Source organism: uncultured Thiohalocapsa sp. (genome assembly GCF_913063425.1).
In the GTDB taxonomy this organism is placed as follows: Bacteria; Pseudomonadota; Gammaproteobacteria; order Chromatiales; family Chromatiaceae; genus Thiohalocapsa.
Genome location: NZ_CAJXYK010000028.1, coordinates 4,026 through 18,565, shown reverse-complemented (window position 1 = coordinate 18,565; position 14,540 = coordinate 4,026). Strand labels below are relative to the sequence as shown.

At 70.5% G+C, this 14,540-nt stretch carries 1 protein-coding gene (only partly in view); it reads right to left on the bottom strand.

Annotated elements, in window-relative coordinates:
* Positions 1-14,540 carry the 5' end (the start) of a right-handed parallel beta-helix repeat-containing protein gene (locus QZ607_RS15390; RefSeq protein ID WP_295884346.1) on the bottom strand. Its footprint begins 23,215 nt before the window's first position, so the window shows 14,540 of its 37,755 coding nt (coding positions 1-14,540); the start codon lies at positions 14,538-14,540; its stop codon lies beyond the left edge, outside the window.

The following is a 14,540-nucleotide window of genomic DNA, read 5'->3' as shown; positions in this document are numbered from 1 at the left end:
GCCGCCTCCTCGTCGTCGGCGACATTGGCGGAGATGCCGTCCACGGCGAGGCCGTCGTAGTCCGGGTCGCTGCTCGCGACGCTGTGCAGGATCAAGCCGCTGTGGCCGCGCAGGTCGTTGCTGACCACCGGCGGCGTGTCGCCGCCGAGGTTGATGGTGTCGGCGCCCAGCCCGCCGTTCACCTGGGTCCAGACCTGGTCGTCGGTGCCGAGCACGAAGATGCGGTCGTCGCCCTCGGCGGCGTCCACGTTCAGCACCTCGATGTTGACGTAGCTGACGTTGAGGCCCGCGCCGAAGATGCCGTCTTCCGTCACCACGAAGTCGTCGCCAAACTCGGTGCCGACGACGATGACGGTATCGAGCCCGTCGCCGCCGTCGATGTTCACCGGCGCGTTGACGGCATACTCGATGAAGTCCGCGCCGGCACCGCCGGAGAGGTCCATCCGGTCCTGCTTGCGCTCCTCGGAGCCCGCCAGCGCGAAGGCGCGGACGATGAAGCTGTCGTCGCCGGCGTCGCCGGAGAGCGTCAGCACCGCCTGGTTGCGGAACACCGTGAAGCTGTCGTCACCGGTGTTGCCGAGGATGGTCGTGGCCTCCGAGATGCCGTTGCTGAGCCAGCCGCGGGTGGTCTCAATGGTGGCGTAGAACTCGTCCGGCGCGACGCCGGCGGCGGCGTTGCGCTCGGCGTTGTACATCTGGCCGATCTGGAAGCTGTCGTCGCCGGAGCCGCCGTCGATGGTGGTGACGGCCAGGTTGTCGTCCAGCGCCACATGGTCGTCGCCGGGGCCGGCGAAGACGGACAGGGACTCCAGGTTGCGGAAGTAATTCACCCGCTCCACCCGCTCGCCCGCCTTCAGCAGTGCCACGAAGGCCCGGTCGTCGCTCGGGTCGAGGCTGGTGTCGGTGCCGCTCGCGCGCATCAGGATCCGGTCCGCCACCACGGTGCCCTGCACCCGCAGCCGGTCGATGCCGTCCGCCGGGCCGCCCGAGTCGTCCACCACGGTGACATTGGTGGCACTGCCGCCGCGGAAGGTCACCACATAGCTGTCGTCGCGCCCCTGACCGTCCAGGGTGTCGCTGCCGAAGCCGCCGTAGAGCCGGTCGCGGCCCTCGTCCGGGTCGCCGGTGAGCCCGGCACCGAGGTCGCCGAAGAGCTGATCGTCGCCGAGGCCGCCGTTCAGCAGGTCCTCGCCGAGGCCGCCGATGAGCACGTCCTGGTCGTTGTCGCCGTAGAGCTCGTCGGCATCGGCGCCGCCGTCCAGGGCGTCGTTGCCGGTGCCGCCGCGCAGCAGGTCGAGGCCGGCGCCGCCGTTGAGGGCATCGTTGCCGGCGTTGCCGAAGAGCTGATCGTCGCCGGCGTCGCCGTCGATGGTGTCGGCGTCCTGATCGCCGCGGATCCAGTCGTTGCCGGCCCCGCCGCTGATGACATCGAAGCCGGCATGGCCGCGGATGCGGTCGTCGCCGTCGCCGCCCTGGATGTTGTCATCACCGCTGCCGCCGAAGATGAAGTCGGCGCCCGCATCGCCGAAGAGCTGATCGGCGGCGCCTAAGCCCAGGCTCTCGGTGTCGCGCACGCCGCTGATGCGGCTGTTGAGATCCCCCGCCGCCGGCACCTGCACGAAGTAGGCGGTGCCCTGGTCGCCGATGACGACGTCGCTGCCGGCGCCGCCGCGCAGGGTGTCGAGACCGCCGCCACCGAAGATGACATCGAGCCCGCTGCCGGCATCGACGGTGTCATTGCCGCCGAGGAGTGAGACTTCAGAGACCGCGGCGCGGTCCGTCACCTCGCCGCCGTCGCCGAAGACGAGATCGTCGCCGCCGCCGGTGCTGATGCTGTCGTCGCCGTCGTCGCCGTAGACGACATCGGCGCTGTCGCCGGTGGTGATGCTGTCGTTGCCGGCGTTGCCGCGGATCAGCGCCGCGCCGGCGCCGGCGGTGATGGTGTCGGCGCCCGCCCCGCCCTCGATGATGAAGCCGATGCTCGGGTCGGTGACGCCGGAGAGGTCGATGATGTCGTCGCCGGCGTCGCCGAAGGCGATGATGTTGCCGGTGACGTCATAAGTCTGCGCGTTGACGAGCCCGGCACCGTCCTCGCCCATGGCGCTGTTGCCGCCGTAGACCCGTACCTGGCCCGGCGTGCCCGTGCTCTCGACGACGATGTGCTCGGCGATGTCGGTGTTGTTGCCGTTCAGGCGCTGCTCGGCGAAGCGGCCGATGTTGAGCTGAAGGTCGCCGTTGTCGAGCGCCGTCGCCAGCTTCGGCGGACGGTAGAAGTCGATGTCGAACTCCACCAGCGTCGTCGGCGGCAGGATGTCGAACTCCTTGCGCCAGCTGTCGATGAGGTAGTCCACCTCGACGAAGGCATAGAGCCGGGCGTACACCTCGCCGGAGACATCGAAAATGGCCAGCGGCGCCAACAGCCGCTCGGCCTCATTCGGCGCCCGGGTCTGGTTGATGAAGTTGTTGCCGAGCTCGGTGATGCGAATCTTGCCGTCGTCGTTATTGTCGTAGAGGTCGAACCAGATGTTGGCGAAGATCCCGCCCTCGGCGCCGCCGCGGGCCACCACCAGGTTCAGCTCCGCCGCGGCGCGCAGGCTGCCGTCCAGGGTCAGCTCCGGCTTGTCATTGCCCTCGGCATCCAGGTCGTCGATGAAGAAGCCCTCGAACAGCGCCGCGGGACTGCGGAACTTGGACTCCGCGAAGCGGGTGATGCCCAGGGTGTCGTAGCCGAAGTCGAAGTCGATGTCGGCGCCGAAGGTACCGGTGAGGGAGACGCCGAGCGGCCCGAAGATCGAGAAGAACTGGTAGTACTCGAACTCGAAGATCAGCGGGCTCATGTCGTAGCGGACGATGTCCGCCGGCTCGCCGAGGAGCAGGCCGAAGATCTCCTGCGGGTCTTCGAAGATCGGGAAGCTGAACTCGCCGTCGCCGCCCACCAGGCTGGTGGTGGTGCTCTTGGTGTCGCCGGGGCCGTCCAGGTTGCTCAGGTCGTCGAGGAAGCCCTCCACGTCATCGAAGCTCAGCTCCCTGAGCGCCTCGTTGTTCATGATGTCTTCGGCAATCCGGCGCGGGTCGATGCTGTCGCCGAAGAGCGCGTCGATGCCGAAGGGCAGCCCGTCCGGGCCCTGCTCCTCGTAGATCACCAGGTCGCCGAAGGGAATCAGCAGCGCGCCCGCCGAGCTCGGGTCCGGGATGGTGTTGATGAGCTCGATGATCTCGGCGATGGAGTAGATCATCCCCGCATCGACATCGCCCATGAGCTCGGCGATATCGAGCAGCGTGGTGGGCCCGGCGAGGTCCGAGATCACCGGGATGGGCGTGGTGATGATGTCGATGATGGGCTGGACCGGCTCCGTGAAGTCCTGGATGCGGTCCACGATCGGGCCCATGACATCGCCGAGGAAGGAGCCCAGGTCCAGCGACACGGCGTCGAACTTGACGACCTTGAGCCCTTCTTCCAGCGCCGAGACGGACAGGTCCTCGAACAGCACGAAGGTGCTGTTCTCCGCGTCCGCGGCATCGTAGTCGCCGAGCTCCCAGTCGAAGATGAACCCGGACGTGATGCGCGGGAAGGCCTTGGCCGCACCGCCGCCCACCACGTCCTCGGCGAGGCTCAGCTCCAGCATCAGCTCGGCGACGGCCCGACCGGCGAAACCCACGTCCAGGTCCAGATCGCCGAATTCCGAGAACTGGAAGCGCCGGTCGCCGGGGGTGGCGCCGTTGCGCAGGTTGACGGCCATGGCAGCGCTGAAGGCGGTGCCGCCGGCGTGCGCGGCATACACGTCCGGGTCGTCGGCGGCGGTGAGCTGCAGGAAGCCGAGCTCGCCGGTGATGCTCGCCGGCAGGGTCACGTCCACGTCGAAGACGACCTCGTTCGGGTCGTCGATGAGGATGTAGAAGCCCTCGTCCTGGCTCAGGCCGAAGCCCAGATCCAGGGACCAGTCGAAGGCGACGCCGAGCTCGCCCTGGGTCTCCAGGCTGAGCCCCGGGATGCCGAGGTCGAAGCCGATGTCGGTACCGGCGTCGTAGAGCCCGCCGATGGTGAAGGCCCATTCGACGAAGGTCTCCTCGTCGGTTTCCAGGTCGATGTAGTCCTCGACGCCGATGGGCGGGCCGTCCGGGTTGTCCGGGTCGGCCACGTCCGGGTCCAGCCGGCGCAGCAGGTCGAGCCCGCCGGTGCCGGGCCCGAGCAGGTCGTAGAGGATGTTGGAGAGCTGGTTCAGGCGCGGGTCGGCGAAATCCCGGGCGATGTCTTTGGTCTCGCTGACGGTGTCGCGCAGGGGCTCGATGAAGTCCTCGCGCAGGTCCGCGAACACCCGCGCGCCCTTGCCGAGCCCGTCGCCGACGATGGGCACGTCCTCGGCGAGCTGGAGCCCGCCCTGGAGGGCCGCGAACATGGCGTCGAGCCCGTCGATGGCGAGCAGCACCTGATCGAACAGCCCGAGGTCGTCGAAATCGATGCTGCTGAAATCCGGCAGCGAGACATGGCTCGCGAGGTCGAAGCCGGGCGCGGTGATGGCGGTCAGATCCGGGATGTCGAGCCCGAGGTCGCCGACGTAGAAGGACTCGGTGGGCGCGTACACCGGCAGGGTCACGTCCACACAGCCGTCGATGTCCGCGTCCACGTGGGTGCCGAGGTCCGCCAGCAGGTCGGACAGCAGCGCCCGGTCCAGCTGCAACGGCAGGCTGTTGGCGAAGAGCGTGTCCGCAAGCCCCACCCAGAAGGCGGCGCCCAGGTCGGCGCTGCCGCCGTCCACGTAGATGCCGAGCTGCGCCAGCGCGGAGCGGAAGTTGATGTCGCTGCCGGTGACATCCAGCGCGCCCGTGAGCAGTACATTGTCCGGCGGCGTGTCGCCGTCGTCGGCGCAGCCGTCGTGGCCGTCCTCTGCGGCCGGGCCCGTGGGGCGCATCAGGAAGACGTTGGTGGGGTCCGTCAGGTCGATGCCGAAGTCCAGGTTCAGCGCCAGCTCGCCCACGGCCTGAAGGCCCGCGGCGCCGGTGAGGTCCAGCAGGCCCGCGAGCTCCGGGATGTTCAGGTCCGGGATGGCGAGGCTCATACCCTCGTTGAAGCCGGTGACCAGCTCCAGATGCACCTGCAGGGTATCCGCATCCGGCAGCGACAGCGCGAAGGCGTCCCCGCTGATGCCGAGCGCCTCCTCAAGCTTCAGCTCCAGGGTCTGGATGGTGCCCGCCGGGTCCGCCAGGGCCGCCTGGATGGAGGCGTCCAGGTCGTCGGCGAAGTTGAGGATGTCGTTGATGCTGACATCGATGAGCGGCAGGTCCGAGTCCAGGAAGCCGAAGGACTCGAACTGGCCCAGGAAGTCGGCGATGGCGATGAGCCCGTCCAGGATCTCGGTGAAGCCGAAGTCCGGGTTCTCGAAGCTCAGCAGGTCGCCCAGGTCCTGGAAGCCGAGATCGATGTCCGGGAGCAGATCGGCGATGTGGCCGCCGGGGTCGAAGCCGAGATGCAGCGCGCCGAGGCTGCCCTCGGGCACGTCGATGGTGAAGCCGTCGAGCCCGCCGCCCGGATGCACGTCGAAGGTGAGCCGGCCGCCGTCGAAGCCGACATCGATGAGGTCCGGCACGCCGCCCGGGAAGTCCGCCGCCAGCGCCGCATCCAGAGCGGCGTCGAGCGCCAGCTGCAGGTCCGCGGCGAGGTCGCCGATGCTGAGGTTGCCCAGGGTGTCGGCGATGTCCAGCGTGACGCTGAGGCTGCGCCCGTCCAGGCCCGGCAGTTCGCTGCTGGCCAGCGTCAGGTCGAAGCCGATGTCGCCGCCGAGCCCGCTCAGGTCGAAGGCCGGCAGCTCGCCCGTCACCAGCCCGGCGCGGAAGGGATTGCCCAGCTTGGCGATGTCCAGGCTGATGCGCGGGTCCGCATCCAGCGAGATCAGCGAGCCGATATCCGGGTCCACGTCCACCACCAGCTCGAAGCCGCCGCTGCCGGTGAAGTCCGGCGGTGCCAGCAACGCGGTGGGGTCATTGGCCAGCGCGTCCACCAGCCCGGTGAAGGTGATGCGCCCGCCGGCGGCGCCCGCCGGCAGCGTCGGGTCCTTGAGGCCCAGGGTCAGGTCGGCGCTGGCCGAGCCGCCGCCGTGGGCGGTGATGCTGACGAAGCCGAAGCGGGAGCTGAGGTCGATGCCGTCTTCCGGCACCGGCAGATCGTCGCCGTCGGCGTCCGGCACGTCCGGGGTGCTGAGGCCGAGGCTGCCGGTGATCACGGCGTCCTCCACGAACAGCCGGTCGCCCAGGGTGGGCCCGGCGATCTGCCCGCCCTCGATGAAGCCGTAGCCGTCGTCGGCGTCGACGCTGCCGTCCTCGTTGGCGTCTTCGGTCTCCTCGCCGGCGAGGATGCCGAGCCCGATGGCCGCGCCCGAGCCGTTGATGCCGGTGACCTGGAAGCGGCTGGCGCCGCTGGTGTTGTCGGTGAGCCTGAGGCCGTCGCCGGCGTCGTTGATGGCCGCGGTGAAGGCCCCGCCGCCGGCGGTATTCAGGGCGTCAAGCACCGCGCCGGCGGTGGTGAGGCCATCCAGCGCGACGCGGTAGGTGCTGCCGTCGTGCACCTGGATGGCGAGGTCGTCGCCGTCGGCCGCCGTGGTGCCGGCGGGCAGCCCCAGCTCCGTTTCCGCGAGGCTGCCGGGGGCCGCGGTGATGGCGAGCGCCAGCACCGCCGGGTCCTGCCCCTGGCTCAGCACGATACGCCCGCCGGCGGCCTGGGCGTACACCTGCCCCGCGGCGTCGCCGCCGAGCCCCGCATCGTCCAGCGCGCGGTTGATGTCGACAATGAGATCGAACAGCTTGGTGTTGCCGCGGGTGTCCTCCGCCGCGACGCTGACGGCAACCGCGCCGTTACCGTCGCCGATGTCCACCTGGAAGGCGAGCTCGCCCGAGAGCCGGCCGGGGGTCGGGGCGAGCAGGCCGTCTGCGAGCAGCCGCAGGCCGGAGGCGGCGGCGCTCTGGCTGCTGGCGAAGCCGAGCTCGGTCACCGCGGGATCAGCCGCCGCCGCGCTCAGAGAGAAGCCGGTGACGCTGTCGCTCGCCGCCAGCAGCCGAATGCGGTTGCCGTCGCGCTGGGCCCAGACCATGGTCGCCACCCGGGCACTGTTGAGTGCGCTGTTGATGTCCGCCACCAGGTCATCCAGGCCGGCGTTGTCGGCGGTGTCGTCGGCGAGCAGGGTCAGGCTCGCCTCGGCGGTGCCGTCGGCGGTGGTGATGCTGAGGTCGAGGCCCGCATCGGCGCTGAGCACGCCGGTGGCGATGGCGTCGCCCGCGGCGAGCAGGGTCTGCTGGCCCGCGGTGCTGTCGGTGCTGAAGCCAAGCTCCTCGCCTGCATCCGCCGTCAGCGCAAAATGGGTCACGCCGCCGTGCAATGCCGTCAGCACCAGGCGGCCGTCCTGCACCGCGGCGCCGATGTCGGCGCCGAGGCCGGCGGTGGCGAGCGCGGCGTTCAGGTCCGCCACCAGGTCGGCGGCGGTGAGGTTGGCGTTGGTGTCCGCCCGTGCGATGCGGATCTCGTGGCTGGTGGGGGCGCCGCCGGCGGTGACCGAAAGCTGCACCACGGCGTCCTCGGCGAGCCGGCCCACGGGGGCCACCACGTCGCTGGTGCCGGTGAGGGCCGCTGCGGTCTTGATGCGGGCACCGTCGCCGCCGTTCAGGTCCGCGAGCAGATAGTCGCGGTCCAGCAGCTGGCTCGGCTCGGCGTCGGAGAGGCTCACGCCCAGGGTGAGCCCAATGTCGGCGGCGCCGGTGAGGGCGATGCGCGACTCGGACTCGATGTCCAAGAGTGGACCCAGGTCCAGATCGAAGTCGATGGGCACGTCGAAGGACACGGCGCCGCCGGCGAGGTCGAGCGGCAGCAGCAGCTCGTCCGCCACCGGGTCGTAGTCCAGCAGGTCGACGCCGAAGAGGGTGGCAATGCGGTGCTCCAGCCCCTGCACCGAGCTGTAGGTGGGCGTGTCGTCGGCGAAGGTGAGCTTGGCGCGGTCGTCGCCGAGCCCCGTGTTGTCGGCGGTGGCCGCGGCGGTGATGCTGAGCGCGACCCAGTCGCCGCCGTCGAGCTGGATCTCCAGCTGCGCATCGGTGCCGAAGGCGCCGGTGTTGGCGGCGTTGGGCGCGGTGAAGACCGGTCCATCCGTGCCGACATCCAGGGTGGCCAGCGCCGCGAGGCCGAGGTCGGCCTGGGCGCCGGCGGCATTGACGCGGATGCCGACGCTGCCGATGGCGGGGTCCAGCACCACCAGCCGCAGCCGGTGGCCGGAGGCACCACCGCCCCCCTCGAACAGCAGCTGCCGATCCAGCCCCGCTGCGCGCAGGGCATCGTTCAGGTCCGTCACCAGGCGGTCGGCACCGTCGCGGGTGTCGTCGGCACCGTCGTCGTAGAGCAGCGCGTCGCCGACGACATCGGCCAGCGCCAGCAGGTCGCCGACGCCCACGTCGGCGAAGGGGATCTCAAGCTGGTTGACCGTGTCGCTGTCGCGCAGGTCGTCGAGCCAGCTCGCGAGCTGGCTCAGCATGGTCAGGAAGCCGTCCGCGTCCAGGTTCTGGAAGTTGGCGATGTCCGTGAAGGCGCTGGTGTCCGGCGTGGTCAGGATGACGTCGGAGGCATCGGCGAGGTCCGGAAACTCGATGCCGAGCAGGGTGTCGGGGCCGGCGGTGATGCCGAGGAAGGGCGCCGCCAGCGGGAAGGCCGCCGTGGCGGTGCCGCTGATGTCGGTGGCGCCGAAGAGGTCCCCCGGGTTGCCGCCGGCGACGGCATCCGCGATCTCGCCGATGTCGATGCGCCCGTCGCCGCCCGGCCCTTCCGGGTCCGCGAGCCCGAGCCGCACCCTGGCATCCGCGCTCAGGCTGCCGTCCACCACCTGCACTTCCAGGAAGCCGAAGCGCGCGGCGGCGTCGAGGTCCGCGACGCTGAAGGCGAGGCCCGCCTCGACGAAGGCATCGCGCAGGAAGAAGGCATCGGCGAGGTCGCCGCCGGAGAGGTCGAAGAGGTCCGCACCCAGGGTCAGCGACAGGCCGGCGTCGGAGGTGACGTCGGCTTGGGCGTCGATGCTGAGGTCCGAGAGCCCCTCCGACAGATCGAAATCGAGCGCCAGGTCTTCGCCCGCGCTCAGCAGCTCATGCGAGAAGCTGAAGTCCCAGGTGAGCTCGCCGAAGCGCGGGTCGGCGGCGTCCGTGACCAGATCGAGATTCAGGTCCGCGAGCCCGGTGTCCAGCTCGCTGCTCAGGCGATAGGCCAGCTCCTGCACCGAGCGGAAGCCGGGGTCGCCGCCGGTGTTGGCGTTGCGCAGGGGTGCGAGCAGCCCCGCGTCGAAGGCGTCCGTGAAGGCGATGAGCTGGTCCAGGCCGTTGTCCAGGAACGGCACCTGGACGTCGAAGGGATTGTCCGCCGCGAGCTGGCGGATGGCATCCAGCTCGTCGCGCAGGTCTTCGAGCTGCCCCAGCAGGTCCGCCGGGCGCAGGTCCAGAAAGCGCAGCAGCAGGTCGCCGCCGGCGAAGCCCGGGGTGGCGGAGACGGCCACCGCCAGTGGGTCGGCGATGTCCGCCCAGGTCATGTCCACGCGCAGGTCGGCGATGTCCAGGGCCGGGGCGTCGTCGCCCGGTAGTGCGGACACGGAGAAGGTGCCGGTGAGGGCGAGGTCGTCGGTGGCCGCGTCGCCGTCGCCGGCGAGGTCCACGTCGAGCAGATCCAGCGGGCTGCCGAAGAGCTCCGGCAGGCGCAGGCGGCCGTCGCCTGTGCCGTCGGTGAGGTCCGCGCTCAGCAGCACGTCGTCGTCCACTGTGAGGTCGACGGCATCCAGGCCGACGCTCAGGAAGCCGAAGCGCCCGGACGCGCCGACGTCGTCGCTCGGGTCCACGACGATGTTCCGCACCGACAGCTCCGGCGCGGCGCCGGGCGTGCCGTCGCGGGTGGCGAGGTAGAAGCCCGAGGTATCGACGCCGAAGGTGAGGTCCAGCACCAGGTCCGCGGAGACATCGATCTGCCCGTCCAGGTCGATGTCGCCGAGGCCGGCGTCGAAGGCCATGTCCAGGCCGGCGGTGCCGCTGAGGGTCCGCTCCAGGCCGAAGTCCCATTCCAGGTAGGGGTCCAGGTCTGCGGCGTGGTCGCGGAAGGTGACATTGCCGGCGACGGCGTCGAGCCCGTCCAGGGCCGCGGCGAGGTCGGCGCCGGTGGCGATGGCGCTGCCGATGTCGGCGATGGCAAAGCCGCCGGGGCCGGTCTCGATGAGGCGCTCGAAGATGTTGCCGGTGTTGGTCTCCTCCCCCGCCTGCTGCACCTGCGGCACGCTCGGGGCGCGGGTGGGGTCGCCCTTGGGTGGGCGCGGGGCGGCCTCTGTGCCCTTCAGCGCCTCTTCCAGGGAGTCGCCGAGCACCGGCAGCACCTCGTCCTTGAGCCCGAGCAGCTCGCCGAGCCAGTAGAAGCCGATCTTCAGCGAGTTGAGCGGATTGCTCCAGCCGAGGAAGGCGCTGTCGTCGACGCTCTCGACATCGCGGTGCAGCACCAGCTGGCGCGCGCCGTCGGCGTCATAGAGGTCGTAGCTGTCGTAGCCGCCGATGCTGTCGGTGAAGAGGTCCTCGATGTCCTCGCCGGCCAGCTCCAGCACGTCGCCGCTGCCGGCGCCGCCCTCGAAGACGATGCCCTCGCTCAGGCTGACGGCGCCGTTGTCGTGCTCCACCGTGAGCCGGTCGTCACCGCCGCGACCATGGAAGATGAGCCCGGTCAGGGCCGAGAGCTCGGCGCTGAAGACCGGGTCGGCGCTGCCGTCGTTCTCGTCGAAGATCTGCACGATGCCGGGGTTGCCGGCGTCGCGGGTCACCCGCCAGTGATCGTCGCCGCTGGTGCCGATGAACTGGGGCACCAGCGCTGTGACCACCTGATCGCTCAGCCCGTCCAGGCTCCAGCCGCCGCGGCCGAAGGTGGCCACCAGGATGCGGTCGGCGGCGCTGATGGTGCCGTCGCCCTCCGGGTCCGGGTTGCCGTCGGTGTCGTCCAGGTCGAGGTAGTCGATGTCCTGCACGCTGGTGTTGGCCATGCCGGTGCCGAGCTCGCGCCAGTCGGCGCCGGCGGCACCGGCCACGGCGGCGGGGTTGGCGAGGCGCATGACGCCGAGCGCGGTGCCCGCCAGGAGCAGGTCCTGGGTGTTGTCTCTGACGTACTCCAGGGAGCGGATGTCACCCAGGTCGTTGCTGATCTGCGTCCACACCGGCGCCGCGGCGGTGATGTTGGTGGTGCGGTAGATGTTGCTGCCGTCGGCGGCGTAGACGACGCGCCAGTCGTCCGGGTCCACGGCGATGGCCCGCAGGCGCCCGGCGCCGGACACGGTCTTGGCCACAGCGGGATTGCCGGCGGTATCGCGCACCACCACGTCGCTGCCGCGGGCGGCGAGCAGCAGGTCCGGGTTCTGTGCGCCGAAGCGCATGCCGCCGAAGACGATGTCCGCGACCACCTGACCCCAGGGATAGGCGCCGCCCACCATGGCCGTCGGCCCCGCCTGCACCTGGCTCACGGAGGCGAGCCGGTCGCTGCTCTCGTACAGGCCGAACAGGCCCACGGCGACGCGGGTGCTGTCGAAGCGGTTGGGCTCGATGGCGAGGGGATAGAAGCCCGTGAAGCCGCCGGGGGCGGTGGGATTGTCGAAGGCGTTGGTGAGGCCCGAGTAATTGGCCGCCCCGGCCAGGCCGTTGGTGAGCGTTGCCCGCTGCTGGGCCTGGGTGACATTGCCGCCGTTGTCGAATTCCTCGATGTAGAGGAACTGGAAGTTGTTGGAGACGGAATAACGCACCACCCGGTCGTCGTCGCCGTCGCCGTCCTGGTCGTAGACCTGCACGGCCTGTCGGGCACCGTCGCCGCTGTGGATGCTGGTCCAGCCGGTGGTGCGCTCGTCCAGCTCGTCGACGCTGCCGTCGGCGTCGTTGTCCACACCGTCGGCGGCGGTGGCCGGCTGCACCGCGGAGCCGTTGTCCTGGGTGCCGAGGAAGACCTGGCCGTTCAGCCCGTCCAGCTCGGCGTCATAGGCCTCGGCAATGCGCAGGCTGCCCACCACGGAGGTCCACTGCCGGGTGACCGCGGCCTGGTCGTTGCGGGGGTCGTCCAGCCGGTAGATGCCGCCGTCGTCCGCCTGGTAGAGCGCATTGCCGGTGGCGTCGAAGACGATGGCACGGGAGTCCGCATGGGGGGCGGTGTTGTTGGCGTTGTTGCCGACGATCTGCTCCCAGGCGGCGCCGGTGTAGCGGAACACGCGCCCGGCCCAGTCGGTGAGGCCGACGGCGTTGTTCTCCCGCGCATCGAGCAGGTCGCCATCGCCGTTCCAGTCCCACTGGTCGATGCTCGGCTGGCGGTCACCGCCGACGTAGATGACATCCGGATCGGTGGGGTCCACCGCCAGCGAGAAATGCAGATCGCCCTGCCCGCCCGGGTGCAGCCCGGTGACCACATCCGCAGCTTCGCCGAAATTGATGACGCCGTTGCCGTCGGCATCCGTGAAAACGGCGTCGGTGGAGGTCGGCAGCGGCACCGCTGCCCAGGTGCCGCCGAAGTCCGTGCTCTTGAAGATATTGGTGAGCCCGGTGCCGCTGCCGCCGTGGGTGTTGGGCCCGACGAAGGCCACGTAGACGGTGCCGTTCTGCGCGGCGGTGCTCGGTGTCACCGCCAGCTTGGCCCGCGCCAGGGGCTCGAAGAAATCGTCGATGCCGTCGCCGTCGGTGTCCGTGCCGGTGGCGATGTTGGTGTCCTCCGGCACCCAGGGCGAGCCCGCCAGCTCCGGCTGCAGCACCCAGACGCCCGTCTGCGGGCCCGCGGCGTAGAGGTGCGCGGGCTTGGGGCTGGCGCCGCCGACACCGGGGTCGAAGGCCAGGTCCGTGTAATGGCCCACGGGGGCGCCGAGCACGCCGCCGACGCTCTCCTGCTGGAAATCCGCGGCGTCGATCTTGGTGTGCGCGGCGGTGGCGTCGATGTCCAGGTCCAGTCGGAACAGGCCGCCCACGCCGTCCGGCCCCGGGGTGCCGTCGCGGTCCAGGTCCAGTGTGGACACCCAGAGCCGGTGCTCGGCGCCGTCCTTGATGGTGGTGGGCTGTACGGCGGTGATGCGCAGGTTTGCGAGCGCCGACTCGCCCAGCACCACCCAGCTGTCGCCGCCGTCGCTGGACACCAGCAGACCGGCGGCGGTGCCGCCCTCGTAGCCGCTGCTGAACTGGCCGGTGCCGGCGATCAGCACCAGGTCGGACAGGGGCGTGGCGGCGTCCACCGCGTCGCCGTGCTTGTCCAGGGGACTGATGGCGATGTCGCCGATGGCGAGCGACGGCTTGTCGTCCGTGAGTGCCGTCCAGTTGCCACCGCCGTCGGTGCTGCGCCAGATGCCGCCGTTGACGCTGCCGACGAAGAGTGTATTCGCGTCGAAGGGATGTGCGGCGATGGCGTTGATGGCGCCGGCGACCGGGCTGTACAGCGCGCCGCCGGCGATGCCGCCGGGACCCTCCTCCTGCCAGGTGGGATAGCCCTGCTCCAGCACCACGACGCTGCCCGAGAAGCCCGTGGTGTTGACGCTTGCGGTCGCCGGGCCGCCGATGAATTCGACGTGGTCGATGTTGGCGATGGTCCAGCTCTCGGTGCCCAGCGTCACCGTGGTGTCGGTCAGCACGAAATCGGTATTGCGCTCGATGCGCAGGGTGTTGCGGCCGCCGCCGCCGTCCACCGTCAGGGTCCAGGTGCGACCCGGGTCCAGCGGGTCGATCTCGATGCGGTCGTCGCCGCCGCCGGTGTCGATGGTGAGGCTGTCCGTGGGCAGGTCGAAGGGGTGATCGGCGAAGGTGCCGTTCAGGCTGCGCAGCTGCATCTGCCCGGCGTTGGGATGCTCGGTGAGCAGCACCTCGTCGTCGCCGGCAGGCGCGTTGATGGGGGCGGCCTCGACGTCGAGCGTGACAGTCGCGGCCTGGGTGGTGGCGAAGTCCCAGTCCGGGGCGGGGCCGACGTCTTCGATGCCGGTGAGCTGCACCAGCCCGCCGCCGTCCGGCCCCGAGATGCTCACCGCCGGGTCTGCCAGGAGCAGGCGGTCGCCGTCCCCTGCCGTGGCATCCGAGAAGTTCAGGCCATCGGCGAGCCCGTGCAGCACCGTTGCGGGCAGCGCAAGCGTGAGGCTGTCGGCGCCGGTGGTGCCCGTCACCTCGATGCCGCTCAGGTCCGCGAGCGGGCGCGTGTCGATGACCGCGGGCGTCTCGGCATCCGTCTCCAGCACCAGCACCTCGGCACCGGCCTCGCCCTCCATGCGCAGGCGCAGCTCGGTGCCGGCATCCGCCATGGACACGGACCATGGGGCGAGATCGGCCGAGAGCAGCAGGCGTTGCTCCAGCTCCTCCAGCTTCGCGCGGCGATCATAGACGGCGGCACGGTGCAGCGCGGTCTCGCTGCCGGCGGTGTTGGGTCGTCGCGCGGGGCGCCGGCGGCCCAACCGGCCGCCGAAGAGGGAGAACGGGGAGGACTTGGAGAACGGATAGGCCATCTTGTGCTTCGCCAGCTTGATCCTGTCGGGGCCCGCGATGGGCCTTGGCAT